Genomic DNA, 25,795 nt, shown 5'->3' on the forward strand with positions numbered 1-25,795 from the left:
CATCGCGTTTATTTTTATAAATTGTCCTGTTTTGCAATAAAGTTGATAATTTTTTCTTCAATGCCTTTTGTATCCAATCCTAAATCTTCCAATGCTTCTTGCTGTGTCGCTTGGGGAATAAAATAATCTGGTAAACCAAGTTGTAAAAGTGCGGTTGATTTTCCTGATGAATTTAGTACTTCTGACACAGCTGATCCCGCCCCACCTTGAATTGCATTTTCTTCTAATGTGACTAAATAATCGTGAGTTTGAGCAAGCACATTAATCATTTCAATATCAATCGGTTTCACAAAACGCATATCGACAACCGTTGCATTGAGTTTTTCTGATGCTTCTAACGCAGATGGTAACAGGGTACCAAAGTTTAAAATCGCAATTTTTTGACCCCCTCGAATTAAACGTGATTTACCGATAGGTAGCATTTCCAAAGGAGTAAGTTTTACACCAACGGCATTTCCGCGAGGATAACGTACTGCCGCTGGTTTGCCACATTGATAACCTGTATAGAGCATTTGACGGCATTCATTTTCATCACTTGGTGTCATGATAATCATATTGGGAATACAACGCATAAAGCTGAGATCAAATGCCCCTTGGTGTGTAGCACCATCTGCGCCAACTATTCCCGCTCGATCAATCGCAAATAGCACAGGGAGATTTTGAATGGCAACATCGTGAATTAATTGATCGTAAGCACGTTGTAAAAATGTCGAGTAAATTGCGACAACAGGTTTGTATCCGCCAATTGCAAGTCCTGTAGCAAAAGTGACAGCGTGCTGTTCTGCAATTGCTACGTCAAAATATTGTTTTGGGAAGCGTTGGGAAAATTCTACCATACCTGAACCCTCACGCATTGCAGGTGTGATACCAATAATTTTGGCATCTTTTTCTGCCATTTCGCATAGCCAATCGCCAAAAATTTTCGAATAAGTTGGTTTACTATTGTTTTTGGGTAATTCGCCACTGATTGGGTCAAATTTTGGTACGCCGTGGAAACCAATCGGATCTTTTTCTGCAGGCGCATATCCTTTACCTTTTTTTGTTTTTATATGTAAAAATTGCGGGCCTTTCAGATTACGCATATTCGTAAGTGTTGCCACTAATTCCTCAATGTTATGCCCGTCCACTGGGCCAATATAGTTAAAACCGAGTTCTTCAAATAATGTACTTTCTGGCGAAAACATTACACCTTTCATATGTTCTTCGGTTTTTTTCATAAAGTTTTTGATTGGAGGAACTTTATCAAGGATTTTTTTACTGCCATCACGAAGTGTAGAGTAGAGAGAGCCAGAGAAAATACGCGCAAGATGATTATTTAATGCACCAACGTTTTCTGAAATAGACATTTCGTTATCATTTAAAATAACTAACATATCTGTATGCAATGCCCCAGCGTGATTTAATGCCTCAAATGCCATTCCCGCCGTAATTGAGCCGTCACCGATGACACATACTGTTTTTCTACTTGCATTTTCTCGTTCTGCAGCGACTGCAATACCTAATCCCGCACTAATAGACGTGGAGGAGTGACCAACACTTAATACATCAAATTCACTTTCTTCACGCCAAGGGAAAGGATGAATACCGCCTTTTTGACGAATTGTGGACATCTGCTCTCGGCGACCCGTTAAAATTTTATGTGGATAAGCTTGATGTCCAACATCCCAAATTAACTGATCAAATGGTGTTTTATACACATAATGTAGCGCAACAGTCAGTTCCACCGTGCCTAAACCTGATGCTAAATGCCCGCTAGTTTGACTAACTGATTCTAAAAGATAAGCACGTAATTCTTGGCAGAGTTGTGGTAGCTGGTCTTTATTTAAAAGACGTAAATCTTCTGGAGAATTAATTAAAGATAAAAGAGGATAATTGTTCATATTGTTAGTCATTTTAAAAACGTTATAAATTTTGACCGCACTTTTGTGAGTGTTTAACTTTTTCTGGTAATAATGAATTCAGCTAATGCACGAAGTGCGGTCGTATTAAAAGGAATTTTTTCTAATTCAGACAAAGCACTTTGATATAGATCTTGTGCTTTTTGTTTTGCACCACTTAATCCAAGTAATTTTGGATATGTGCTTTTATCTAAATCAAGATCGGCACCGACTTGTTTGCCAATTTCTGCACTATCGCCTTCAATATCTAAAATATCATCTTGAACTTGAAACGCTAAGCCAATGGCTTCCGCATATTGCGTTAAGGATTGTTCTAACTTTTTGTCGGTAAAATGCGGAGAACAAATGAAACCTAATTTCAATGCGGCAATTAGCAACGCACCCGTTTTGTTACGATGGATTAATTCTAATTCGCTTAAACTAATTTGTTTATGTTCAGAAATAAGATCTAAACTTTGCCCTAAGCACATTCCTTGTACGCCTGAGCCTTGAGCTAAAATTTGAACTAAAGCCAGTTTTTGTTCAGCAGAAATATTCGGAGTTTTGGTTAATATTTCAAATGCGAAACTTTGTAGTGCATCGCCCGCAAGAATAGCTGTAGCTTCATCAAATTGGATATGACAAGTAGGATGTCCACGACGTAGATTGTCATCGTCCATCGCAGGTAAATCATCGTGAATTAAGGAATAGGCGTGAATGGCTTCAATGGCAGCAGCAGCGTAATCTAAGGTTTGTTTCTCTGCGCCAAGCATTTGACCTGTTGCGTAAACCAAAAAAGGTCTAACTCGTTTACCACCAAGTAATAATGCGTATTTCATCGCGTCAAGCAAAGGTGCATTATGACTTTCAATGCCCTCAAATTGAGCTTCTAAAAAGCGATTGATACGATTTTGAACCTGTTGTAATTCTTCAGAAAAGTGACCCATTAAGCATTCCCTTCATAATCATTCCCTTTATAATCATTCAGTGGAGCATCTTCTGTTTTTTGCAGTAAGATCTGAATACGTTGTTCTGCTTGTTGTAAACGTTCTTGTCCTAACTTAGCGAGTTGCACACCTTGTTCAAATTCTTTTAATGCTTCTTCTAACGGTAGATCGCCATTTTCTAAATGCGTAATAATATTTTCTAACTGCGCTAATGTTGTTTCAAAATCTTGTGAAGATGCAGGTTTACGCGCCATTTAATCGTCCTTTTTCACGGTAAAAATTGCTTGCCATTGTACTGTATTTTACTTGAGTTGTTAAAAAATTATTTCAAGCTAGGACCAGTGGACTTTTCACTATCTTTGCGTAAAATACTCGCCACTTTAAATATCCAAGCTATTCATATGAAATTTGTCGTTAAACTTTTTCCTGAAATTATGATTAAAAGCGAGACTGTTCGTAAACGTTTCGCAAAAATTTTGACCTCTAATATCCGCAATATTTTACAGAAATATGATGAAGAAACTGCAGTTGTACGTCACTGGGATTACATTGAAGTGCGGTCAAAAAATGAAGAAAATCGTGAAGAATTAATCGCCTTGTTACAACGTATTCCCGGTATTCATCATTTTTTAGAAGTTGAAGAAAAACCCTTTACCGATTTACATCATATTTTTGAATTGACGCTTGCTGATGTCGTGCAACAACTTCAAGGCAAAACCTTTTGCGTTCGAGTAAAACGTAAGGGAAAACATAAATTTAGTTCGATTGAAGCAGAACGTTATATCGGCGGTGGATTAAATCAACATATTGAAAGCGCAAAAGTGCGGTTGAAAAATCCAGATGTGACAGTTCGTATTGATATTGAAGATGACAAAATGATGTTAGTTAAAGCACGTCACGCAGGGATTGGCGGTTATCCAATTGGGACGCAAGAGGATGTGCTTTCTTTGATTTCGGGGGGATTTGATTCTGGCGTATCAAGTTATATGCTAATTCGTCGTGGTTCTCGAGTTCATTATTGTTTCTTTAATCTTGGCGGCGCAGCCCATGAAATTGGCGTAAAGCAAATGGCTTATCATATTTGGCAACGCTATAGCGCTTCACATAAAGTACGCTTTATTGCAATTAACTTTGAAGGCGTTGTGGGGGAGATTTTAGAGAAAGTCGATAACGGCCAAATGGGTGTTGTATTAAAACGGATGATGGTGCGAGCAGCAAGTAAAGTCGCTCAACGTTTTAATATTGAAGCGATTGTGACAGGGGAGGCATTAGGACAAGTTTCTAGCCAAACTTTAACCAATTTACGCTTGATTGATGAAGTCGCTGATGCCTTAGTATTACGTCCGCTAATTACGCACGATAAAGAACAAATTATCGCAATGGCGAAAGAAATTGGCACTGACGATATTGCAAAATCTATGCCTGAATTTTGTGGTGTGATTTCAAAAAATCCTACGATCAAAGCTGTTCGCGAGAAAATTGTTACAGAAGAAGGGTATTTTAATTTCGAGATTCTAGAAAGTGCGGTGCAAAATGCGAAATATTTAGATATTCGCCAGATCGCAGAAGAAACAGAAAAAGAAGTCGTGGAAGTCGAGGCAATTTCTATATTAGGCGAAAATGAAGTGATTTTGGATATTCGTAGCCCAGAAGAAACGGATGAAAATCCATTTAAATCGGATGCACATGAAGTCATTCAAATGCCGTTCTACAAACTTTCCTCTCAATTTGGTAGTCTTGATCAAAGTAAAAATTACGTGTTGTATTGTGAACGTGGTGTGATGAGCAAATTACAGGCCTTATATTTGAAAGAAAATGGTTTTTCAAATGTGCGTGTGTTTGCAAAAAACATTCATTAATTAGGATATAAAATATGCGTAATCAAACTAAACAGCATCTTGAACAGCTTCAAATTACTATGCAGCAACTTAATTTATGGCAAACGATGCCCCCTGCTGCAGAGGCTTTTTTAAGTGAGGAGCCTTTTTCAATTGATACGATGTTTGCCGAAGAGTGGCTACAGTGGGTGTTTATTCCACGTATGCAGGCATTGTTAGAAAGTGGTTCTGCTTTACCAAATAAAATTGCCATTTCGCCTTATATTGAAGAAGCAATGAAAGAATTTGATGAATTGCAAAAATTATTAGCCCCTTTGGTTGCTTTAGAAGAACTTCTGAACAAGAAAGAATGTTAGAAATTTTATATCAAGATGCGTTTCTAGTTGCGGTGAATAAGCCTGCTGGCATGTTGGTTCATCGCAGTTGGTTAGATCCTCATGAAACTCAATTTGTGATGCAAACTTTGCGAGATCAGATTGGTCAGCACGTATTTCCTATTCATCGTTTAGATCGACCGACATCTGGCGTGTTGTTATTTGCATTGAGCAGCGAAATTGCGAATTTAATGTGTGAACAATTTGAACAAAAGTGTGTTCAGAAATCTTATTTAGCTGTAGTGCGAGGGTATCTACAGGGAAAAGAGCGGATAGATTATCCACTAAAAATCCAATTGGATAAAATCGCAGATAAATTTTCTCAAGAAGATAAAGAGCCTCAAGAAGCGATTACTGATTATGAAGGATTAAAAATAGTCGAAATGCCTTATCCTGCTGGGCGTTATCAAACGGCGCGTTATTCTTTAGTTAAATTAATCCCTCATACAGGCAGAAAACACCAATTACGTCGCCATATGAAACATATTTTTCATCCGATTTTAGGGGATACACAATATGGTGACTTACATCAAAATCGTGCATTAATCTCACATTTAGGCTGTTCTCGATTATTTTTACATTCAGATAGTTTGTCTTTTATTCATCCGATAACCAAAGAACAAATCACTATCACAGCAGGGCTAGATGAACAATGGCAGAAACTAATTAATCAATTTGGATGGGAAAATGCTTGATATAAATCTAACACACGAACAGCAACAAAAGGCAGTTGAACAAATTCAAGAACTTATGGCAAAAGGAATTAGTAGCGGAGAAGCTATTCAAATAGTGGCGAAAGCACTACGAGAAATTCATAAAAATGATAAAAAAACTCCAGAAAATTAAATTTTTTGTGATCTACTTATCATTTTTGAATATTGCTCGTTGCATAACCGTTCAAAATATTTAAACATAACGAACCTATATTAGGTGATAAGGCGAGAGTCTTGTTGATTTATTGTTTTAATAGGCGAAGCCTAGAGAGGTCTTTTATGGAAATTGGTATTGTAAAATGGTTCAATAATGCAAAAGGATTTGGTTTCATTTCCGCAGAAGGTGTGGATGCCGATATTTTTGCACATTATTCAGTGATTGAAATGGACGGCTATCGTTCATTAAAAGCAGGTCAAAAGGTGCAATTTGAAGTTATCCACGGCGATAAAGGATCTCACGCCACAAAAATAATCCCAATTTTGGATACTCAAGAATAATAAATACCCTAAATTTTTTCTATTAATCCTAATTTAAAAGACAAGAATTGCAGCTTGTCTTTTTTTATTTTAATAAATTCTTTAAACTAGTTTTCATTGCTGCCATTTGATTTTCAAATTGTGCTTTGCTTTCTCTTTCGTCAATCATATAGGTAATTGTTTCCGAAAGTGTCATTTTCATTTTTCTAGAATATTTAGAAAGACGTAGCCAAACAGCATATTCCAAATCAATGGATTTTTTCTTGGTATGTTGTTTTTCTCCATTAAAAAAGCGTTTACGGCGGGCACGAATGGCTTGATCAAGCTTAATTGGTAAGGCTGGGGAAAGATGGTTTTTAATCCATTCTTCAATTTTTTCTGGATAATTTTGAGCATCTAATAATTCTTGTGCTTTGGCTTCTTGCAAACTTCGTTCTTCGTAGCGAGTAATATTTTCCCCTTCGCGATGTTTACGAATGAGGTAAATCCATTTCCAATTTGCTTCTTGATTTTCGAGTTTTTGGTATTTCATTTTTTATCATTGAGTGACGTGGTAACTGCATTAATATACGTGTTTTTATGCTGATTTTCTAGTGGATTTTCACAAGGCTATTAAATATGCGATAATGTGGCTAATTTTTCTAGAAAGAGACCAGCCGTGAGTTCATCATTTTCTCAACAACAAGCTATGGAGCAATCCTTAAATTGGCAGGCATTACAACCTGATTTAGCAATTCAAGATTTTCCTTTAGAACCAGTGGATTTCTGGGCATTACAACCGAATGCTACACAGGCTATCGATTTATTTTTACGCCATCCAACGCGTTCTTTATTGATGATGAAAGTCGGTGAGCCAGTTGAATATGCGGAGTTATTGCAAAATTTTATATCGCAAAACCATCATAAAGTGCGGTCAATTTTTGGTGTGAATTATGTGATAGAGCAGGGGGACTCTTTTTCTTTTCCGTATATTTATACTGAGCCTGCAAAATCTTTAGATGATAATTTTGCCAGTCAAGGGGATGTGTTAAGCGCATTGTATTGCGATCAATTCCAGCTTTTCGGTAGTTTTCGGCTTCATCCGAGTTCGCAAGATATTCAATTAGTGTCGGGATTGGTGCATAAGGCTAATGGTGGTGTTTTGATGTTAAGTGCGGCAACATTGTTATCTCAATTTGATTTATGGGGGCGTTTAAAACAGATTCTGCAAACCCAAACTTTTGATTGGTATTCAGCTCATCCATTTAAAAATTTACCTTGTGATATACCAGGCTATACGCTTAACTTAAAAGTGATTGTACTTGGTAATCGTACTGAATTAGCCACTTTGGCTGAGTTAGAAGAAAATCTTTATTCTTTCGCCGATTATGCTGAAATTGAAAGTTATGTTTCTGTGGCTGAAGTGGAAAAACAAAAAACTTGGGCTAGTTATGTGCTACAAACGGCTCAAGAGCAAAATATTGAGCTAGATTTTTCGGCGTTAAATAAACTCTATCAATTATTGGTGCGTGAAAGTGAAGATCGTTTTTTAATTAACGCATCTCCTCTCAAATTAAAAGAAATATTACAAGATGCTTCAACTTTTGCTGAAAAAACTGCATTAAGTGCAGTGGATTTTGAGGATATTTTTCAACAAAAATTAGCGCAATATGGTTTCCTAAAAAAACAAACTTATGCCGATATTTTAAACGAGCAAGTTTATGTCGAAACGCAAGGCGAAATTGTTGGACAAATTAATGGGCTTTCGGTAATTGAATATCCTGGTACGCCAGTATGTTTCGGCGAACCTTCGCGTATTAGTTGTATTGTGCAATTTGGCGATGGAGAAGTGATTGATGTTGAAAGAAAAAATGAACTAGCGGGAAATATTCACGGTAAAGGAATGATGATTGCTCAGGCTTGTCTTTCCAATATATTAGATTTGCCCTCTCAATTGCCATTTTCTGCGTCATTAGTGTTTGAACAGTCTTATGGAGAAATTGATGGCGATAGTGCATCTTTGGCGATTTTCTGTGTGCTAGCAAGTGCTTTGGCTGATTTGCCTTTGCCTCAAAATATCGCAATTACAGGATCGATTGATCAATTTGGACTTGTTCATTCTGTTGGTGGGGTAAATGATAAGATTGAAGGCTTTTTTACTATTTGCCAACGTCGCGGTTTGACTGGAAAACAAGGTGTAATCATTCCAATGACAACAATCCAGCAACTGAGTTTATCTGATGAAGTGAAAAGTGCGGTAAAAAATGGCGAGTTTTTTATTTATCCTGTGGAAGATATTTATCAGGCTTGTGAATTGTTATTTGAGCGTGATTTGTTAGATGAGAACAAAGATTATACAGAAAAAACAGAGCCTTTATCTCGTCTTATTCAACGTCGTATTGAGGGGAGAGCTGATTCAGAACGAAAAAGTTTTTGGCGTTTTTTCCGCTCCTAATAGAGAAAAGCGAGCATTTTTTCACTTTTCTTTTTTTCTATAATTTCTAAGAGTGACTGCTCCGACAAGTTTTGCGAACAAGTGTTAGCTATTTACAGTTTGCTGCGTTCCTTTTAAAATACATATATCAGTTATAAACTGGATTTATCATATATAAAGGAATCTGAAATGCAAAACACTTGTACACTTAATAAAAAAAGTAGCTATTCTTATGATGATTTGCTTGCGTCAGGTCGCGGCGAATTATTTGGTAAAGAAGGGCCGCAATTACCCGCACCAACAATGTTGATGATGGATCGCATTGTTGAAATGAATGAAGAAACAGGTGCTTTCGGTAAAGGATACATTGAAGCCGAACTTGATATTAAGCCTGAATTGCCATTTTTTGGCTGCCATTTCATTGGCGATCCAGTAATGCCCGGTTGTTTAGGGTTGGATGCGATGTGGCAGCTTGTTGGGTTTTATTTAGGCTGGATTGGTGGCAAAGGAAAAGGGCGAGCATTAGGGGTTGGCGAAGTGAAATTCACTGGGCAAATTTTGCCGACAGCGAAAAAAGTAGTTTACAGAATCCATATGAAACGAGTAATTAATCGTAAACTAGTTATGGGAATGGCTGATGGCGAAGTTGAAGTAGATGGTCGTGTTATTTATACCGCGACAGATTTAAAAGTAGGACTATTCCAAGATACCTCAGCATTTTAATTTTTCTTTATTAATTTATATAAAAGTGCGGTGAAAATTTTTCTTAGATTTTCACCGCACTTTTCCTTATTAAATTGTAATAAATTCTTAAAATATCTATAATATTCCTGCTATTTTTTCAATTTTATTAGTGGTAAATAAAATTTATTTTAAAGTTTTTTAATAGACGTTATTATAGAAAATAATAAATTAATTTCTATTTAAACTATAAATAATATATTGAAGTAGTGGGAATATGATGGCAAATGATGATTTTCAAGAATATGTGAAGCAACTGGTAACAAAACATAGAGATGAACGAATTTATCCTTTTCAATATGAAGGAAAAAAATATTGGTTGAAACAACCTGAAAAATTGAAAGGGATTTGGCTATTATTAAAACCCCATCCTAAAAAATCTTTTAAAAATGAATTACATACTTTATTGAAGCTTGCTGAACAAAATGCGCCAGTGCCAAAAGTCTCTTATTATAGTGATCATTTTTTTGTGTTGGAAAATGTGGGACTGACTGTATCACAATGGCTATGCAATAAAAATATAGATGAACAACAGAAATTTTTAATTATTTATGATGCTTGTCTCGCTTTGATTGATTTGCACGCTAAAAATTTGATGCACGGTCGTCCTGCTATTCGAGATATTACTTGGGATAAAGGAAAGGTTACTTTTCTTGATTTTGAATCTCGCTCAAATAGCCAAAATCAAATTTGGATAGTTATTCGGGATATGTTATTTTTCTTTGATAGTTTATGTCGAGAAGAAGATATTTCGGACACTTTTATTCAAAAAGTAGCATTATATTATCAAACACATTGTGAAGCGAAAAATTGGCAGAATATGATCGTATTTTTGCAGCGTTTTAGCTGGGTTTATTATCTTTTATTGCCTTTTAAACCTATTGCAAAGACAGATTTAATTGCGATTTATCGTTTATTTGAAATTTTATTGATAAAGAAAAAATGATGAAGAAAATATTTTTTATTTTTGCATTATCAGGCATATTAGCTGCTTGTACTGTGGGTGGTGTTAGTGCTGGTGGTGGAAGTAATGGTGTAGGATTAGGTGTGGGGATTGGATCTGGTATTCGCTTCTAATAATGAAAAGTGCGGTAAGTTTAATCTTTATCTTGCATTTGAACTTATTCATCGTTAGAATGCGAACTCCTTGTCATCGCTGAGTTAGAGATCGGCGAATGATGTATTTACAACACTACCTTTTAGGAGTAAAAAATGTCTCTAAGTACTGAAAAAAAAGCAGCAATCGTTGCTGAATTTGGTCGTGATGCGAAAGATACTGGTTCTTCTGAAGTTCAAATCGCATTATTAACTGCACAAATCAACCACTTACAAACTCACTTCACAGAGCACAAAAAAGACCACCATGGTCGTCGTGGTTTATTACGTATGGTTTCTCGTCGTCGTAAACTTTTAGACTACTTAAAACGTACTGATCTTGCTTTATACCAAAGCACTATCGCTCGTTTAGGTTTACGTCGCTAATTTTTATTACGATAGTAAAATCAAACCCTCGAATTTCGAGGGTTTTTTTATATTCTATCTTTATTTAAATACATTGAAATAAATAAAATATTTGATTTACATATTTTGCATAGCTATTTTCTTATTTTTCGTAGTAAACATACATTTAATTTGAGTTGTTTGTTATGAAATTGCTGTAACGTACTACGATGACCTACGCTGAGAATAATCATTTCGGGCAAACGCTCTTTAATTGTTTGGTAGAGTAAATGCTCCGTTGTTTCATCCAATGCGGAAGTTGTTTCATCAAGAAATACGACATCTGGTTTTGTGAGTAAAATACGAATAAACGCCACTCTTTGTAGTTCACCGGGCGATAAAATCGCTTGCCAGTCATTTTTTACATTAAGTGCTTGTATGTATTTTCCTAGCGCGCAATCCTTCATGGTTTGTTCCAATTCTGCGTGACTTGGATTGATATTTGGGTAACAAATCGCTTCTCGTAAAGTGCCTTGTGGCATATAAGGTCGTTGTGGCAAGAATAAACTTCCCATACAAGGATGCTCTGCAATGCCTATTGTTTCAAAGGGATAGATTCCTGCAATGGCTTTAGCAGTGATGTTTTTCCTGTTCCGGATGCACCTTGAATTAATAGGGCATCTCCATTTTCTAAATTTATATTCAAATTATTGAGTAATATGTTGCCTTGTTCATCTTTGATGCCAAAGTTTTTTAATGCGACTCTACGAGAACAATGAAAAGTATGATAAAAATTTTGCTTATCTAATTCATCCATTTTGGTTATAAATCCATAAAGACGATTTAATCGTGCTTGATAGAGTGTAAATTGTTCGTAAAATAATCGGAAAAATGAAAGTGCGGTCATTAATCGGTTAAATGCTTGGACTGTTTGATGCATGTCTCCCAGCTTTATTTGACCAGAAAAGAAACGTGGTGCTTGTAACATTAAGGGCAATAATTTGGCAACGCGAGTAACCCCTGAGTTGAAACTATTTAAGCCCAACATTTTTAATACAATGGACCAACGATTATGAATAATTTGACGGAATTGATATTGTAAGAATGTTTGTTCTTTTGGCTCGCCATTATAAAAAGCAATGCTTTCTGCATTGTCTCGCACACGGATTAGAGAATAACGATAATCGCCATTGAGTTTTTCTTTTGTAAAATTTAGCTTAATTAGTGGGCGTCCAATCCACACGGACATAAATATTGCAAAAATGATAAAAGCATAAATGAAGAAAACGACGCCTTTTTCGATATTAAATCCAAATAAAGTTAATATGCCAGAAAGTGACCATAAAATAATCGTAAATTCAATGGTTGTGAGTACCGAGTTAATTATGCCTCGCACAATTTGTACAGTGCTGGTAATAAATTCTCTCGCATCTTGTTCAATACGTTGATCAATATTATCTGGCAAATCTCGTTTATATTTCAGTCGATAGTATTTTTTCTTATTTAACCAGCGTTTAATAAGTGTTGTATTAAGACTTTCTAACCAACGAATTTCAAAAACTTGTTGAAAGAAATAATCCGCAATAGTATGTATAACTTGTGCTGTTACAAGAAGAGCATTTAATTTTGCAAAGAACCAAAATTTCTCGATGTTTAACTCTTGCATTGAATATATAATCCATTGTAAAAAAATGAATTAAGCAGGCTAAATCTAACTTCCAACAATATCATTATAAATAGCACTAACAACATTAAAATTAGTTTAAGGCTTGTTTTTTTATTCATTGATGGTGACACGTGACACGATACACCAGAATTTTTTGCCGAAAGTAGTTTGTTTTAAGGCTAATATTGTGATGGTAAAGCATAATATTACCCAAAAAAGTGCGGTTAAAATCCAGTTTAAACTATTATAAAGTTCGGTTTGCCAGTTCATTAATTTTCCGTAAATAGAAAAAGGCGAAATCAGTTCGCCTTAATTTTTAATAATTCATCAAAATTCAATTTTAGTGTTTAATATCACTTCACGCGCATAGCCTAATGCAACAGGAATAAGTGTTCCGTTTGCATTTCCTGACGTTGATGGATAATAAACTTTATTCGATAAGTTTTTACCATTTAATTGGAAAGAAAGTTTTTTGCCTGAAATTTTTGTATCGTATGCAATGAACGCATCATAAACAACTGAATGTGGGAGCTTATATGCTTTTGTATAGGTGCTATTATAAGCATACCAAGAGCCTAAATAATGCGCACCACCAACACGAATATGGCCAAAGTCAAATTCGCCAATGTTATAGGCTAAGAATAATGAAGATTGATGTTTTGGTACACTTGAAAGTTGTTTACCAATAGCTAATTTATTATTGTGATTCTCTAAGGTTTTTACTTTTATGTAAGTATAGTTTACAGCAATACTTAAATTATCAGTAAGTTGCCCATTTATATCAAACTCAATGCCACGAGAACGCTGTTTTCCAACAATTTGTAGTTCATTTGTGTTATTAATATTAACTGTTTCTGCAACATTGCTTTTGTTTATATTAAATAAAGCCAAAGTTGCATTTAAATATGAATTATCATATTTTAAACCTGTTTCAAAAGATTTACCTTGCTCCGCAGGAAGTTCGCTATTAATAATAAGCGTTCTATTATTTTGTGGGCGGAATGATTCTGCACAGTTAAAAAATGTTGCAATTCTTGGGGTAAATTTATATACACTACCGAATTGATAGAGAAGTTTTCCGTCTGTTTGCGCTAAATATCCACTTCTAATATTATCTAATGTTGATCTTCCAATCACTTGATCAAAATATTCATAACGAAGTCCTCCTGTTATAATAAAGTCATCAGTAAAATAAGCAGAATCTTGAATATAAAGACCTAAAGTTTTTAAATGATTAAACTGGTAGGCATTTTTATTTGTATTTTTTTGAATAGCGATTGGATTTGTATAGATTGGATTATCAATATTTAAAGGTTTTCGTTCTGCTGACTTATTTGTATTGTAAATTGGACCAAGATCCATATTATTACGCATAATATCAACTCCAAATGCTAAGCGATTAGCTACATTTCCAATACCAAATTCTCCAACTAAATTTAATGTTCCACTATGAATGTGCTGACTGCCTTGTTGTTCAATATAACGTTGGGCAATTCTATTCGTTATATTTATGCTATTAATACGAGATTGGTTATAGAAATATTTATAACCTGAATAACTATAAGCAGCATTAATTTTCCATTGTTCATTTAGTTTATGTTCAATTTTAAAATCAATATTATCTGTTTTTGCAGTTGTTTCGTTATTGGGTTCATCTAAACGACGAGAAACAGGAATATCAGGTCATAAATAAAACGATATGCAAAGCCGTTGCTTAAACCGCCAGTGAAATCTAATTGAGTTCCCCAAAGATTATGGCTACCTAAAGAGCCAGCAATTAAATATTTTGGTGTTTGTTGTGGTTTTTTAGTCACAATATTGATTACGCCACCCGGATCTTGCACACCATAAAGCACAGAAGTAGGCCCTTTTAAGAGTTCAACAGTTTCAGTTGTAGCACTAAAATTTTTAGCAGGACCAACCTGTAAGCCATTACGCATAATTGAGTTATCTCGGTTGCCGCCAAAACCACGCTTTTGAATGGAATCAAACATTCCCCCTAAAGTATTTGCTTGACTTACGCCGCTTACATTATAAAGCGCATTAATAAGAGAATTCGGCTGACGATCTTGTAAAAGTTGTGTTGAAAGGACATTAACAGTATTTGGCGTATCAAATACGGGGACTTCAGCTTTAAAAACAGCAGATGTACCTGTTACTTGATAACCGTTTTGTTTAAGACCTGTATCTTGTAATTTGATCTAATGTTTTAGTATCAGAGTGCTGTGTTGTTTTTGCTATGGCAGAAACAGAAATACCCGCAAAAAGTGCGGTATAAACTAAGCTTAATTTAAAGTTCATACTGTGCTTCCCAAGGTTAAATCTAGGTTAAAAAAGAGTGGAGAGTATAAGAAAATATAGCAAGTTAATTAATAAAAATAATTATCATTTAATATTTTAATTGATGAATAGCATTGAGTAAAAAGAGATAAAAAAATACCACACTTTTTATGAACAAAGAACTTTTAATGAACAAAGAAAAGTGCGGTATTTTTAAGAAAGAATTTATCAATATTTATAGAGTTCGTTGTATAAGTTACGCTCAAATTGTACCAGTGGTGCACGTTTTGTTTTGCTTTCCAAATCGCCCGTTGAGTAGCCATTAATAAATTGTACAAATGCTACTTTTTCCCCTCTCGCGTTTGTCATAAAGCCAGCTAGGTTATAAACCCCTTTCAAAGAGCCAGTTTTAGCAATCACATTTTTCACTAATGGCGGTCTAATTAATCCGCCACGACCACTGATCGTGCCATCTACGCCTGCGATGGGAAAAGTTTCCATTAAATGTAATTTATCTTCGTTTTTGGCGATGTATTCTAAAACGGATAGCATTGTTTTAGGTGCCACAAGATTATGGCGAGACAGACCAGAGCCATCGGCTAAAATACTGTTACCAAAACGAATTCCTTGTTTTTGCAAGATGGATTTAACCGCCAATGTGCCTAATTGAAAGGAGGCGGGGCGTTTATAGTAATTGAATGCCACAGCTCGGAACAGTGAATCGGCAATCTGGTTATCGGATTTTTTCATCATTTTTTTCAATAAATCGGGTAATGGTTTTGATAAATGTTTCGCTAATAGCTGACCTTGTTGCGGTTTTTGGGGTAACAAGACTTTACCATTAAACTCAATACCTAATTGTCTTAATTGACGTTGAATAATCGCGGCAGCATAGGCATCTGTATCTTGCACGGCAAAGCTTAAGCCAAAAGGTTTAGATTGACGCGCTAAACATCCTTTTACTTGATAGCGATTATTATCGTGTACAACAACATCAAGGTGACAATAAGGGGCTTCATTGCTATCCACTACATAGACTTGTCCGAACACTTGAATTGGAAATTGTGCAGGCACATTGATTTTTACTGTTTCTCTGGGATTTTGATTGGCATCTAGTTCCGCATAGAAACAGTTGTTATCGATATTTGCCGCTGCAGGGGGAGAGTTGAAACACATTGTGAGATCGTTCCAAATCCAACCTAATCCTCGATCGTGACTGGAAAAAACAGAGGTATCTAATACTAAATCGCCATTAATTTTTTTGATGCCTTGTTTTTTTAATTCTGCAAGTAAGGTATAAAGCTGGCCACTTGTGAGATCAGGATCGCCTGTAAAACGCACGATTAAGTGACCCTCTAAATTGACATTTTGAATTTTCCCATTACTCAAAAGTGCGGTCTCAAATTGGAATTGATCGCCTAATGCAAGTTTAGCGGCAACGGCTGTAAAAACTTTTTGTGTACTCGCAGGCAGCATAAAGGTTGAGCCATTATAATTAGCAATTATTTGATTTTGATTGATATTTTTAGCAATAACACCTGCGTTAGAGCCTTCAGGCAGTTTTTGTGTTAAATCTGAAACATTAATATTGGCGAAAGTTGGTAGGCTAAAACTCACTGAAAGTAAAAAGGAACCAAGTGCGGTGGAAATTGAAGATAATTTTTTCATATTAGGTTTGTTATGGTTGCTATTTTTTTTTAGACGAACAATAATAAGCCCCGAATGAAATTGAGTAAATCATTTTCTCATTTCAAGTTTATTTTTAATAATACTGCAGTAAGATTTTAGAATTTTACTGTGGTTTTTGTTTTATTTAGTAAAAGGAAAAACAATGCAACAAATTCCAATGACTGTGCGTGGCGCAGAACAATTACGAGAAGAATTGGATTTCTTAAAAAATGTACGTCGTCCAGAAATTATTAAAGCCATAGCAGAAGCCCGCGAGCACGGAGATTTAAAAGAAAATGCAGAATATCACGCAGCGCGTGAGCAACAAGGTTTTTGTGAGGGGCGTATTCAAGAGATTGAAGGTAAACTTGGTAATGCTCAAATTATTGATGTCACAAAAATGCCAAATAATGGTAAAGTGATTTTTGGTGCAACAGTTGTACTTGTAAATACAAATACAGACGAAGAAGTCACTTATCGCATTGTAGGCGATGATGAGGCTGATATTAAATCTGGTTTAATTTCGGTAAACTCGCCCATTGCGCGAGGCTTAATTGGTAAAGAATTAGATGATACCGTTAATATTACAACGCCTGGTGGTGTCGTTGAGTTTGATATTATTGAAGTGAATTATATTTAAATAAAAAAAGTGCGGTTAAAAATGACCACACTTTTGTTGTTATTTGCGTGGAAGCTGAATTTTTGCTTCTTCGCTTGGGCGATAAAGCACCAAAATATGCCCGATAGTTTGTACTTGTGCTGCTTTAGTTTCACGCACAATCGCATTGATAATAAGTTGTTTTGTTTCACGATCTGCACCAGCAACTTTTACTTTAATGAGTTCGTGATGATTAAGTGCATTTTCAATTTCAGCAAGTACGCCTTCGGTTAAGCCATTTCCACCAAGCATAACGACTGGGTTAAGATGGTGCGCAAGACCTTTTAAAAATTGTTTTTGTTTGGTTGATAAGGTTGTCATAAGGATTCCTAATAAAAAAGAGCGGTTGATTTTCTCAATGTTTTTCATTGATTTCAATCAGCCTCGACTTGAATTTGACAGATTGTACCCAAATATAGGCGAAACGACTACAAAAAATAGAAGATTATGGGAAAGAAAAAACGTTCAGCGAGTTCTTCTCGTTGGCTGAATGAACATTTTAGTGATCAATTTGTGCAAAAAGCACATAAGCAGAAGTTGCGATCACGCGCTTATTTTAAGATTGATGAAATTCAGCAAACGGATAAATTATTTAAACAGGGAATGACAGTGGTCGATCTCGGCGCAGCACCAGGCGGTTGGTCACAATACGTAGTAAGCCAAATTGGTGGCAAAGGTCGAGTGATTGCTTGTGATATTTTGGAAATGGATCCCATTGTAGGCGTTGATTTTCTGCAAGGCGATTTCCGTGATGAAAATGTTTTGAATGCTTTATTAGCACGCGTAGGCGAAGATAAAGTTGATGTTGTGATGTCTGATATGGCACCAAATTTTAGTGGAATGCCATCAGTGGATATTCCACGTGCAATGTATTTGGTCGAGCTTGCTTTAGATATGTGTAAACAAGTCTTGGCAAACAAAGGAAGTTTTGTTGTTAAAGTCTTTCAAGGGGAAGGCTTTGATGAATATTTAAGAGAAATTCGTTCTTTATTTAATGTAGTAAAAGTGCGTAAGCCTGAGGCATCACGTGGACGATCTCGTGAAGTATATATTGTAGCAACAGGCTATAAAGGATAATTGCTTTGATAGCTTTTCATTGCTAATGATGTGTAGTATCTTGTGACGAAATTTTTTAACTTAGGAAAGGTAGGTTAGACTTTGAACGATATGGTCAAAAATCTAGTGCTTTGGGTGGTAGTGGCAGTCATTATGATGACAGCATACCAAAGTTTCAATTCATCTTCGGTAGAAAATTCTACTGATTATACAACCTTTGTTTACGATGTAAGCAACGGACAAGTGACAGCGGCACGTTTTGATGCCAATGAAATTACGGTAACGAAAACCGATGGTTCTAAATATTCAACCGTAATGCCACCACTTGAAGATAAAAAATTGCTTGATGATTTATTAAGCAAAAAAGTGAAAGTGGAAGGCACGCCATTTGAAAGACGTGGTTTTTTATCCCAAATTTTAATTTCTTGGTTCCCAATGTTATTCCTTGTTGGTGTATGGGTATTCTTTATGCGTCAAATGCAAGGCGGTGGCGGCAAAGCGATGAGCTTTGGTAAAAGCCGAGCCAAAATGTTGAATCAAGATCAGATTAAGGTGACTTTTGCGGATGTGGCTGGTTGCGATGAAGCAAAAGAAGAAGTGGGCGAAATCGTTGATTTCTTGCGTGATCCGAATAAATTCCAAAATTTGGGCGGTAAAATTCCAAAAGGTATTTTGATGGTAGGGCCTCCAGGTACTGGTAAAACTTTACTTGCTCGTGCGATTGCGGGAGAGGCAAAAGTTCCATTCTTCACTATTTCTGGCTCTGATTTCGTAGAAATGTTTGTAGGTGTTGGCGCATCACGTGTACGTGATATGTTTGAACAGGCTAAGAAAAATGCACCTTGCTTAATCTTCATTGATGAAATCGATGCAGTGGGTCGCCAACGTGGTGCGGGCTTAGGCGGCGGACACGATGAGCGTGAACAAACCTTAAACCAAATGCTAGTTGAAATGGATGGCTTTAGCGGTAATGATGGCGTAATTGTTATTGCCGCAACTAACCGTCCAGATGTACTTGATCCAGCTTTAACTCGTCCAGGCCGTTTTGACCGGCAAGTAGTTGTTGGCTTACCTGATGTGAAAGGTCGTGAGCAAATCTTAAAAGTGCATATGCGTAAAGTGCCTGTTGCGCAAGATGTTGATGCAATGACATTAGCGCGTGGCACACCTGGCTATTCCGGTGCAGATTTAGCAAATTTAGTCAATGAAGCCGCCTTATTTGCTGCTCGAGTCAATAAACGTGCGGTAACCATGCTTGAGTTTGAAAAAGCAAAAGACAAAATCAACATGGGGCCAGAACGTCGCACCATGATTATGACGGATAAGCAAAAGGAATCAACCGCTTATCACGAAGCAGGCCATGCGATTGTGGGCTATTTAGTGCCTGAACACGATCCTGTTCACAAAGTGACGATTATTCCTCGTGGCAGAGCGTTAGGTGTAACATTCTTTTTGCCTGAGGGCGATCAAATTAGTATTAGCCAAAAACAATTAGAAAGTAAGCTTTCTACCTTGTATGCAGGGCGTTTAGCGGAAGATTTGATTTATGGTGAAGAAAATATCTCAACAGGTGCATCAAATGATATTAAAGTCGCAACTAATATCGCGCGTAATATGGTGACGCAATGGGGATTCTCTGAAAAGTTAGGTCCGATTCTTTATACAGAAGATGAGGGCGAGGTTTTCTTAGGTCGTTCAATGGCAAAAGCGAAACATATGTCAGATGAAACCGCACATTCTATTGATGAAGAAGTGCGTGCAATTGTAAATCGCAACTATGCGAGAGCAAGACAGATTTTGACTGATAATATGGATATTTTGCACGCAATGAAAGATGCGTTAGTCAAATATGAAACTATTGAAGAAGAACAAATTAAGCAATTGATGAATCGCGAACCCGTCACACCGCCATCAGGTTGGGAAGAGCCGAAAACTCAACAGGCTGCTTATGCAAATTCAACAACGAATGATACAAAGCCTGAAAGTGCGGTAGAAAATACCGACGATTTTAATGTTTAACTTATCAAAGCCTTTCTTCGGAAAGGCTTTATTTTTTCCTAATGATTTTTTTCTTGGATGTATTTCGTTATAATCGCCCACCAAAATCACTCTAAAAATTAACCGCACTTTATGAAACTTTATGCGAATAATAAATGTCTTGATTTAAGCGTGCCTCAAATTATGGGGATTCTTAATTTTACGCCTGATTCTTTTTCTGATAGCGGACAGTTTTTTAGTCTAGATAAAGCACTTTTTCAAGTTGAAAAAATGCTAGAAGAGGGGGCGACAATTATTGATATTGGTGGTGAATCTACGCGTCCTAATGATGCGGATGAAGTCTCTGAACAAGAAGAATTGCATCGTGTTGTGCCAGTAGTGGAGGCGGTGCGAAGCCGTTTTGATTGCTGGATTTCTGTCGATTCTTCAAAAGCAGTTGTGATGCGTGAAGCAGCAAGTGTTGGAATGGATTTGATTAATGATATTCGTGCTTTGCAAGAGCCAAATGCGTTAGAAACCGCAGTAAAACTAGCTTTACCTGTTTGTATCATGCATATGCAAGGGCAACCTAGAACGATGCAGGCAAATCCTCATTATGAGAATGTCGTACAAGATGTATTCGCTTTTTTACAAAAACGTACTAATGAATGCCTTTCTGCTGGCATTAAAAAAGAAAACTTAATTTGGGATATGGGATTTTGTTTTGGTAAGTCTGTACAGCATAATTATCAATTATTACAAAATCTGAATGAATTTTGTCAGATGGGCTATCCAGTATTAGCGGGATTATCTCGCAAATCAATGATTGGCGCAGTACTTGATAAACCCGTCGATCAGCGAGTGATAGGTAGTGTGGCAGGTGCGCTGATTGCAGCGCAAAAAGGTGCAAAAATTTTACGCGTACATGATGTTGCTGCAACATCAGATATGCTCAAAGTTTGGCAGGCGACAGAAAATGCCTGATGGTTTTATAAAAAAATTAAAGGAATTGTATTATGGCAAATCGTAAATATTTTGGAACAGATGGTGTACGTGGAAAAGTGGGTACTTATCCAATCACACCAGATTTCGCATTAAAATTAGGCTGGGCTGCGGGAAAAGTATTGGCTTCTCAAGGTTCTAAAATGGTTTTAATCGGTAAAGATACCCGAATTTCTGGATACATGTTGGAATCAGCCCTCGAAGCAGGTTTAGCCGCTGCGGGGTTATCTGCTGCATTTACTGGCCCTATGCCGACACCTGCTATTGCTTATTTAACCAGAACTTTCCGTGCTGAAGCAGGTATCGTGATCTCAGCCTCTCATAATCCTTATTATGATAATGGGATTAAATTCTTTTCAGCAAAAGGCACTAAATTACCTGATGAAATTGAAGAAGCTATTGAAGCAATGTTAGAGCAACCGATGGATTGTGTGGAATCTGCCGAATTAGGTAAAGCCAGCCGTATTAATGATGCAGCAGGACGCTACATTGAGTTTTGTAAAGGTACATTCCCCGCTCATTTAGGCTTGGAAGGTTATAAGATCGTGATAGATTGTGCAAATGGTGCAACTTACCATATTGCGCCTAACGTGTTTAGAGAGCTAGGTGCGGAAGTCATTGAAATTGGTACGGATCCAAATGGTTTGAATATTAATGAAAAATGTGGTGCAACTGATGTAACTGCATTGCAAGCTAAAGTAGTTGAAACGAAAGCTGATGTTGGTTTGGCTTATGATGGCGATGGTGACCGCATTATGATGGTCGATCATTTAGGAAATAAAGTCGATGGCGACCAAATTCTCTTTATTATTGCGCGTGAAGCATTGCGCTCAGGTCAATTAAAAGGCGGTGTCGTTGGCACCTTAATGAGTAATATGAGCCTAGAGATTGCGTTGAAAATGCTTGGTGTTCCCTTCTTACGTGCAAACGTGGGAGACCGTTATGTATTGGAAAAAATGCTTGAAAATGATTGGACGCTTGGGGGGGAGAATTCTGGACATATTATCATTGCGGATAAGAATACAACTGGCGATGGCATTGTTGCGTCATTGGCTGTATTGGCGGCTATGGCACAGCATAAGTTATCATTAAATGAATTAGCAAGTGCGGTTAAATTATTCCCTCAAGTGTTAATCAATGTACGTTTTGCGGGTGGGGAAAATCCACTTGAAAGTGATGCTGTAAAATCTGTTGCCGCAGAGGTTGAAAAACGTTTAGAAGGTAAAGGTCGTATTTTATTGCGTAAATCGGGTACGGAACCACTTATTCGTGTTATGGTGGAATGCCAAGATGCTGAACTTGCACAACAATGTGCAGAAGAAATTGCAGAAGCCGTGAAAAAAATTAATTAATTTTTGACCGCACTTAGTAAAGTGCGGTTTATTTTTATAAAGTTTTTAGGAAAGCAAAATGAACATTTTTATTATGCGTCACGGCGAAGCGGAAGTAATGGCTAATAGTGATAAAGCTCGCCATTTAACTGTTTATGGTTCTAAACAGGCTTTTTTACAAGGGCAGTGGTTAAAACAGCATTTAAGCACGCTAGTAATTAATTCACTAGACCGTATTTTAGTGAGCCCTTATGTCAGAGCTCAAGAAACCTTTCATCAAGTTAATCAAGCGTTTGATTTGGAGTTAGAAAATAAATTTGAAATTTGGGAGGGAATAACCCCTTATGGCCATGCGCATTCCGTCATTGATTATTTAGAAGTGCTAAAAGACGAGGGCGTTAAATCTGTATTGATTGTTTCCCATTTGCCCTTAGTGGGAGAAATTGTTGCTGAACTGTATGGAAAACGAAATCCAATATCATTTTATCCTGCAACTATTGCTCAATTATTATGGGATGGTAATAAATCAGAAATATTGATGCATCAAGCATCTCCTGTAATTTATTTAAAATAAACTATTCTTTTTTTACAAAAAATAAAATTTTTATTGGTTTTTTATATAATCTATTAAAAATCAATATCTTAGATGTTGTTTTATAAAGTAATCTTTTTAAAGAAAGGTAAAGTTTTACTATTATTGTTTTTCTTTTTATGAAAATTCCCGTAAACTAAACTGCATCAAAGTAATAGGGCTTTGTAATAATCAAATTATTCTATGGAGAAAATAATGAAAAAATTAACATTAGCATTGGTTTTAGGTTCAGCTTTAGCCGTGACAGGTTGTTTTGATAAGCAAGAAGCAAAACAAAAAGTTGAGGATACGAAACAAACTGTAGCATCAGTCGTATCAGAAACAAAAGATGCTGCAGCTAATACAATGACTGAAGTAAAGGAAAAAGCACAGCAGCTTTCTACAGACGTGAAAAATAAAGTAGCAGAGAAAGTGGAAGATGCGAAAGAAGTAATTAAATCAGCAACAGAAACAGCATCAGAAAAAGCAACTGAAATAAAAGAGGCGGTTTCAGAAAAAGCAAGTGAGATGAAAGAAGCAGCATCAGAAAAAGCAAGTGAAATGAAAGAAGCTGCATCAGAAAAAGTAGGCGAAATGAAAGAAGCAGCATCAGAAAAAGCAAGTGAGATGAAAGAAGCAGCATCAGAAAAAGCAAGTGAAATGAAAGAAGCTGCGTCAGAAAAAGTAAGTGAAATGAAAGAAGCAGCATCAGAAAAAGCAACTCAAGCAGTAGATGCAGTGAAAGAAGCGACAAAATAATACGTTTAATTTAAATAACAAAATCCCTGTTAAAGAAATTTAACAGGGATTTTTTATAGATTAATCCAATTTGATTTTTACAAATAATATCCCGCCATTGAGCTATATACCGCATTTTCACTTTGCAGCACTTGATATTTTGCATTCAAAATCGCAAGTTGTGATGATTTTTCCGTATTGGCTGCAACTAACCATTCGCGCAATTCGGACACGCCCGCATTATAGCGGTTTCGATAATATTGCGTGATACGCTGATTGTAACTATGGGTTTGCTGTAAATTACTTAATGTACTTTGCGCTTGGGTAAAGGCAAAGTAGTTGGTATCCACATTATTGAGAGCTGTGGTAATACGTTGTTCGTAATTTAAACGAGCTGTTTCATAGTCAGCTTCAGAAATTTTAACGTTCCATTTTACGCTGTTCCAATTTAAGAACGGTAGGCTAATTCCTACTGTGCCAGCAGCCACAGGGTTATGTAACGCCGTACCAACCGTGCTTGCTGTTGAAGAAAGGCTTGCACCTAAATTAACCTCTGGGAACCAACTTTTTTGAGTTGCTTTGGCATTTTTGAATGCACTGCTTAAACGGAATTGTGCTGCTTTTACATCAGGACGATTTGCAATCACAGATACTGGTACATTCAAGTTCACCCCAGCAATTTTCACATTCATAATGTGAGGGAACGTGATATTTAATGCTTCATTTGGTTTTAGGTTGAGAAGATTACGCAGTGTTTGTTCTGCTGTTTTGCGTTGGGTTTCAAAATTTAATTTGTTATTACGCGCCGTTAATATGGCTTGTTGTGCTTGATCAACGCTGGCTGCATCAGCCACACCTTGGGCTAAACGCGTTTGCATAATATTGCCAATATCCGTGTAATATTTGATTGTTTCATCGGTTGTGCTAATTGCATCATTTAAATACGCAATTTGATAATAAGTTGTTATCACAGAATTGATTAATGATAAACGAGCCGACTCCATATCTTCTGCGGTTGCTTTGTGTGACCATTCCGCTGCATCAGCGGCATTGGCTAAACGTTGCCAAAGATCTAATGTATAGCTCACATTTAAAGAACCTTTGTGTGAAATGGTTGAGCTTGCACTAGTATCAACTCGACGTTGTGCCGCAGATGAAGTTGAACCATTAAATGCAGGCACTAAATTTGCGCCAACTAAATTTGCACTATAAAGCGCACGGTTTACCGCTACAGCAGCTTTAGCTAAATCTTTATTGTTTGTTAAAGCCTGTTCTATAACACGATTTAATTGTGCATCGTTATATAATGACCACCAATTTTCTTTTACATTATATTGCTTGGTAATTGCTTCATATTGCTTGTAATCTTCAAGGCTTGCTTGATAAGAATCGCCAATATTGGCACATCCCACTAATGCACCAGACATCAACAAAGCAAGCGTGATATTTTTCATTTTAAACATTGAATTTTCCTTTCTACGAACTAAAAAGTGCGGATGATTTTAACCGCACTTTTTTATTTATAAAATAAATATTGTGACCATTATTTATAATGAACGTTTGTTCAGTGGCAGGTATTTTAAAGTTAAATAGTAGAATTTGCACGAAAAAATTTGTATTTTCTTTACATATCAATCTATTTAACGTAAAGTCACGCTTCCATTTATTTTAATGCTAGGAGTATATAAAATGTCTTATTATAATTCTGCAAGCAAGCATAATCTTTTCTTTTCATCTGTCAAACTAACCACGGCAGCCTAACTTATCAGCAGTTTGCTGATCTCTTCTCAAGCCTTTGCGGCAAATAACAATTCAATTAGTAGTAATTACGGCATTAAAGAGTTTGAGGCATATAGCCTAATTATTGGTCATTTAAAGAATAATACAATTAATAGTAAAAAAGCCGAAGAATTTACACTTTCAAGGATCCAGTTAAAAAACAGCAAAATTTCCTATCAAATGGGAGCTGGCTGGGTTTGGTAAGCTAAACATTCAAAAAACTTACCGCACTTTTTGCATTTATACATC

At 36.3% G+C, this 25,795-nt stretch carries 24 protein-coding genes and 2 pseudogenes; 17 read left to right on the forward strand and 9 right to left on the reverse strand.

Going from position 1 to position 25,795, the window contains the following annotated elements:
• Window positions 1–14: 14 nt before the first annotated feature.
• From dxs to xseB, 3 genes are read right to left on the reverse strand one after another with little or no spacing between them, the layout of a single operon-like run.
• Window positions 15–1,892 (reverse strand): 1-deoxy-D-xylulose-5-phosphate synthase, encoded by a 1,878-nt coding sequence (gene dxs, locus ACPT8O_RS06250; RefSeq protein ID WP_041175341.1) that lies wholly within the window; start codon window positions 1,890–1,892, stop codon window positions 15–17.
• Window positions 1,893–1,933: 41 nt separating this feature from the next.
• Window positions 1,934–2,824: a (2E,6E)-farnesyl diphosphate synthase gene (ispA, locus tag ACPT8O_RS06255; protein ID WP_021035246.1), complete on the reverse strand. Its 891-nt coding sequence runs from the start codon at window positions 2,822–2,824 to the stop codon at window positions 1,934–1,936.
• Window positions 2,824–3,078 (reverse strand): exodeoxyribonuclease VII small subunit, encoded by a 255-nt coding sequence (gene xseB, locus ACPT8O_RS06260; RefSeq protein ID WP_021035245.1) that lies wholly within the window; start codon window positions 3,076–3,078, stop codon window positions 2,824–2,826. Before xseB ends, ispA begins: the two co-directional genes overlap by 1 nt.
• 147 nt (window positions 3,079–3,225) lie before the next feature.
• Between xseB and thiI the strand changes: the two genes are divergently transcribed.
• From thiI to cspD, 5 genes are all read left to right on the forward strand, one after another.
• Window positions 3,226–4,683 carry a tRNA uracil 4-sulfurtransferase ThiI gene (gene thiI / locus ACPT8O_RS06265; RefSeq protein ID WP_021035244.1) on the forward strand — a complete coding sequence of 486 codons (1,458 nt, stop codon included), beginning with the start codon at window positions 3,226–3,228 and terminating at the stop codon, window positions 4,681–4,683.
• Window positions 4,684–4,697: 14 nt separating this feature from the next.
• Entirely contained in the window at window positions 4,698–5,018 is a 321-nt protein-coding gene (locus tag ACPT8O_RS06270; RefSeq protein WP_021035243.1) for a YqcC family protein, read from the forward strand.
• On the forward strand, window positions 5,012–5,731 hold the full coding sequence (gene truC, locus ACPT8O_RS06275) for a tRNA pseudouridine(65) synthase TruC (protein WP_021035242.1): 720 nt from the start codon (window positions 5,012–5,014) through the stop codon (window positions 5,729–5,731). Before ACPT8O_RS06270 ends, truC begins: the two co-directional genes overlap by 7 nt.
• The gene (locus ACPT8O_RS06280; protein ID WP_005688434.1) at window positions 5,724–5,882 is read left to right on the forward strand and encodes a YoaH family protein; all 159 of its coding nucleotides are present in this window, start codon (window positions 5,724–5,726) and stop codon (window positions 5,880–5,882) included. The genes truC and ACPT8O_RS06280 overlap by 8 nt, the downstream gene beginning before the upstream one ends.
• Before the next feature lie 146 nt (window positions 5,883–6,028).
• Window positions 6,029–6,247: a cold shock domain-containing protein CspD gene (cspD, locus tag ACPT8O_RS06285; protein ID WP_021035241.1), complete on the forward strand. Its 219-nt coding sequence runs from the start codon at window positions 6,029–6,031 to the stop codon at window positions 6,245–6,247.
• 64 nt (window positions 6,248–6,311) lie between these two features.
• Here cspD and matP read toward each other — a convergent pair whose 3' ends face one another.
• Window positions 6,312–6,758 carry a macrodomain Ter protein MatP gene (matP, locus tag ACPT8O_RS06290; RefSeq protein WP_021035240.1) on the reverse strand — a complete coding sequence of 149 codons (447 nt, stop codon included), beginning with the start codon at window positions 6,756–6,758 and terminating at the stop codon, window positions 6,312–6,314.
• A 126-nt stretch (window positions 6,759–6,884) separates the two neighbouring features.
• On the opposite strand from matP, the gene ACPT8O_RS06295 reads away from it, so the two are divergent.
• From ACPT8O_RS06295 to rpsO, 5 genes are all read left to right on the forward strand, one after another.
• On the forward strand, window positions 6,885–8,660 hold the full coding sequence (locus ACPT8O_RS06295; protein ID WP_021035239.1) for an AAA family ATPase: 1,776 nt from the start codon (window positions 6,885–6,887) through the stop codon (window positions 8,658–8,660).
• A 168-nt stretch (window positions 8,661–8,828) separates the two neighbouring features.
• On the forward strand, window positions 8,829–9,362 hold the full coding sequence (fabA, locus tag ACPT8O_RS06300; RefSeq protein ID WP_005652828.1) for a bifunctional 3-hydroxydecanoyl-ACP dehydratase/trans-2-decenoyl-ACP isomerase: 534 nt from the start codon (window positions 8,829–8,831) through the stop codon (window positions 9,360–9,362).
• Window positions 9,363–9,597: 235 nt separating this feature from the next.
• The gene (locus tag ACPT8O_RS06305) at window positions 9,598–10,326 is read left to right on the forward strand and encodes a hypothetical protein (protein WP_021035238.1); all 729 of its coding nucleotides are present in this window, start codon (window positions 9,598–9,600) and stop codon (window positions 10,324–10,326) included.
• On the forward strand, window positions 10,326–10,457 hold the full coding sequence (locus tag ACPT8O_RS06310; RefSeq protein ID WP_005689651.1) for a hypothetical protein: 132 nt from the start codon (window positions 10,326–10,328) through the stop codon (window positions 10,455–10,457). Before ACPT8O_RS06305 ends, ACPT8O_RS06310 begins: the two co-directional genes overlap by 1 nt.
• A 135-nt stretch (window positions 10,458–10,592) precedes the next feature.
• A complete protein-coding gene (gene rpsO / locus ACPT8O_RS06315; RefSeq protein ID WP_021035236.1) occupies window positions 10,593–10,862 on the forward strand; it encodes a 30S ribosomal protein S15 in 270 nt (89 codons plus the stop codon).
• Between the two features lie 113 nt (window positions 10,863–10,975).
• On the opposite strand, the pseudogene ACPT8O_RS06320 reads toward rpsO, so the two are convergent.
• The 3 genes and pseudogenes from ACPT8O_RS06320 to dacB form a co-directional block, all read right to left on the reverse strand.
• Window positions 10,976–12,756: pseudogene (locus ACPT8O_RS06320) on the reverse strand (ABC transporter ATP-binding protein/permease).
• A gap of 57 nt (window positions 12,757–12,813) precedes the next feature.
• A pseudogene (locus ACPT8O_RS06325) lies at window positions 12,814–14,787 on the reverse strand (TonB-dependent siderophore receptor).
• Between the two features lie 207 nt (window positions 14,788–14,994).
• On the reverse strand, window positions 14,995–16,434 hold the full coding sequence (gene dacB, locus ACPT8O_RS06330) for a serine-type D-Ala-D-Ala carboxypeptidase (RefSeq protein ID WP_425623309.1): 1,440 nt from the start codon (window positions 16,432–16,434) through the stop codon (window positions 14,995–14,997).
• 163 nt (window positions 16,435–16,597) lie between these two features.
• On the opposite strand from dacB, the gene greA reads away from it, so the two are divergent.
• Window positions 16,598–17,074: a transcription elongation factor GreA gene (gene greA / locus ACPT8O_RS06335; protein ID WP_005650402.1), complete on the forward strand. Its 477-nt coding sequence runs from the start codon at window positions 16,598–16,600 to the stop codon at window positions 17,072–17,074.
• Window positions 17,075–17,113: 39 nt separating this feature from the next.
• Here the strand turns inward: greA and yhbY are convergent, their stop codons facing one another.
• Complete coding sequence (gene yhbY / locus ACPT8O_RS06340) at window positions 17,114–17,413, reverse strand: ribosome assembly RNA-binding protein YhbY (RefSeq protein ID WP_005650404.1); 300 nt, start codon at window positions 17,411–17,413, stop codon at window positions 17,114–17,116.
• Between the two features lie 126 nt (window positions 17,414–17,539).
• On the opposite strand from yhbY, the gene rlmE reads away from it, so the two are divergent.
• The 6 genes from rlmE to ACPT8O_RS06370 all read left to right on the forward strand — a co-directional run bounded on the left by rlmE (window position 17,540) and on the right by ACPT8O_RS06370 (window position 23,788).
• Complete coding sequence (rlmE, locus tag ACPT8O_RS06345) at window positions 17,540–18,169, forward strand: 23S rRNA (uridine(2552)-2'-O)-methyltransferase RlmE (RefSeq protein ID WP_005650406.1); 630 nt, start codon at window positions 17,540–17,542, stop codon at window positions 18,167–18,169.
• Between the two features lie 90 nt (window positions 18,170–18,259).
• Window positions 18,260–20,167 carry an ATP-dependent zinc metalloprotease FtsH gene (ftsH, locus tag ACPT8O_RS06350; protein ID WP_425623310.1) on the forward strand — a complete coding sequence of 636 codons (1,908 nt, stop codon included), beginning with the start codon at window positions 18,260–18,262 and terminating at the stop codon, window positions 20,165–20,167.
• Window positions 20,168–20,278: 111 nt separating this feature from the next.
• Window positions 20,279–21,109, forward strand: a complete 831-nt coding sequence (gene folP / locus ACPT8O_RS06355) for a dihydropteroate synthase (RefSeq protein WP_425623311.1) — start codon at window positions 20,279–20,281, stop codon at window positions 21,107–21,109.
• Window positions 21,110–21,141: 32 nt separating this feature from the next.
• Entirely contained in the window at window positions 21,142–22,479 is a 1,338-nt protein-coding gene (gene glmM, locus ACPT8O_RS06360) for a phosphoglucosamine mutase (protein WP_425623312.1), read from the forward strand.
• A gap of 58 nt (window positions 22,480–22,537) precedes the next feature.
• Window positions 22,538–23,032 carry a phosphohistidine phosphatase SixA gene (gene sixA, locus ACPT8O_RS06365; RefSeq protein ID WP_005652786.1) on the forward strand — a complete coding sequence of 165 codons (495 nt, stop codon included), beginning with the start codon at window positions 22,538–22,540 and terminating at the stop codon, window positions 23,030–23,032.
• A 213-nt stretch (window positions 23,033–23,245) separates the two neighbouring features.
• Window positions 23,246–23,788 (forward strand): histone, encoded by a 543-nt coding sequence (locus ACPT8O_RS06370; protein WP_425623313.1) that lies wholly within the window; start codon window positions 23,246–23,248, stop codon window positions 23,786–23,788.
• Window positions 23,789–23,865: 77 nt separating this feature from the next.
• Here ACPT8O_RS06370 and tdeA read toward each other — a convergent pair whose 3' ends face one another.
• Window positions 23,866–25,230, reverse strand: coding sequence for a toxin/drug exporter TdeA (gene tdeA, locus ACPT8O_RS06375; protein WP_425623314.1), 1,365 nt, complete (start codon window positions 25,228–25,230; stop codon window positions 23,866–23,868).
• Window positions 25,231–25,795 lie beyond the last annotated feature (565 nt).

It is taken from the genome of Haemophilus sp. HN_Hi08, assembly GCF_049824455.1.
Classification (GTDB): Bacteria; Pseudomonadota; Gammaproteobacteria; order Enterobacterales; family Pasteurellaceae; genus Haemophilus; species Haemophilus influenzae_D.

Excerpts from the sequence above, each read along its gene's own strand:
- dxs (WP_041175341.1), bottom strand. The coding sequence starts at position 1,892 with ATGACTAACAATATGAACAATTATCCTCTTTTATCTTTAATTAATTCT.
- ispA (WP_021035246.1), bottom strand. The coding sequence starts at position 2,824 with ATGGGTCACTTTTCTGAAGAATTACAACAGGTTCAAAATCGTATCAAT.
- xseB (WP_021035245.1), bottom strand. The coding sequence starts at position 3,078 with ATGGCGCGTAAACCTGCATCTTCACAAGATTTTGAAACAACATTAGCG.
- thiI (WP_021035244.1), top strand. The coding sequence starts at position 3,226 with ATGAAATTTGTCGTTAAACTTTTTCCTGAAATTATGATTAAAAGCGAG.
- ACPT8O_RS06270 (WP_021035243.1), top strand. The coding sequence starts at position 4,698 with ATGCGTAATCAAACTAAACAGCATCTTGAACAGCTTCAAATTACTATG.
- truC (WP_021035242.1), top strand. The coding sequence starts at position 5,012 with ATGTTAGAAATTTTATATCAAGATGCGTTTCTAGTTGCGGTGAATAAG.
- ACPT8O_RS06280 (WP_005688434.1), top strand. The coding sequence starts at position 5,724 with ATGCTTGATATAAATCTAACACACGAACAGCAACAAAAGGCAGTTGAA.
- cspD (WP_021035241.1), top strand. The coding sequence starts at position 6,029 with ATGGAAATTGGTATTGTAAAATGGTTCAATAATGCAAAAGGATTTGGT.
- matP (WP_021035240.1), bottom strand. The coding sequence starts at position 6,758 with ATGAAATACCAAAAACTCGAAAATCAAGAAGCAAATTGGAAATGGATT.
- fabA (WP_005652828.1), top strand. The coding sequence starts at position 8,829 with ATGCAAAACACTTGTACACTTAATAAAAAAAGTAGCTATTCTTATGAT.
- ACPT8O_RS06305 (WP_021035238.1), top strand. The coding sequence starts at position 9,598 with ATGATGGCAAATGATGATTTTCAAGAATATGTGAAGCAACTGGTAACA.
- ACPT8O_RS06310 (WP_005689651.1), top strand. The coding sequence starts at position 10,326 with ATGAAGAAAATATTTTTTATTTTTGCATTATCAGGCATATTAGCTGCT.
- rpsO (WP_021035236.1), top strand. The coding sequence starts at position 10,593 with ATGTCTCTAAGTACTGAAAAAAAAGCAGCAATCGTTGCTGAATTTGGT.
- dacB (WP_425623309.1), bottom strand. The coding sequence starts at position 16,434 with ATGAAAAAATTATCTTCAATTTCCACCGCACTTGGTTCCTTTTTACTT.
- greA (WP_005650402.1), top strand. The coding sequence starts at position 16,598 with ATGCAACAAATTCCAATGACTGTGCGTGGCGCAGAACAATTACGAGAA.
- yhbY (WP_005650404.1), bottom strand. The coding sequence starts at position 17,413 with ATGACAACCTTATCAACCAAACAAAAACAATTTTTAAAAGGTCTTGCG.
- rlmE (WP_005650406.1), top strand. The coding sequence starts at position 17,540 with ATGGGAAAGAAAAAACGTTCAGCGAGTTCTTCTCGTTGGCTGAATGAA.
- ftsH (WP_425623310.1), top strand. The coding sequence starts at position 18,260 with ATGGTCAAAAATCTAGTGCTTTGGGTGGTAGTGGCAGTCATTATGATG.
- folP (WP_425623311.1), top strand. The coding sequence starts at position 20,279 with ATGAAACTTTATGCGAATAATAAATGTCTTGATTTAAGCGTGCCTCAA.
- glmM (WP_425623312.1), top strand. The coding sequence starts at position 21,142 with ATGGCAAATCGTAAATATTTTGGAACAGATGGTGTACGTGGAAAAGTG.
- sixA (WP_005652786.1), top strand. The coding sequence starts at position 22,538 with ATGAACATTTTTATTATGCGTCACGGCGAAGCGGAAGTAATGGCTAAT.
- ACPT8O_RS06370 (WP_425623313.1), top strand. The coding sequence starts at position 23,246 with ATGAAAAAATTAACATTAGCATTGGTTTTAGGTTCAGCTTTAGCCGTG.
- tdeA (WP_425623314.1), bottom strand. The coding sequence starts at position 25,230 with ATGTTTAAAATGAAAAATATCACGCTTGCTTTGTTGATGTCTGGTGCA.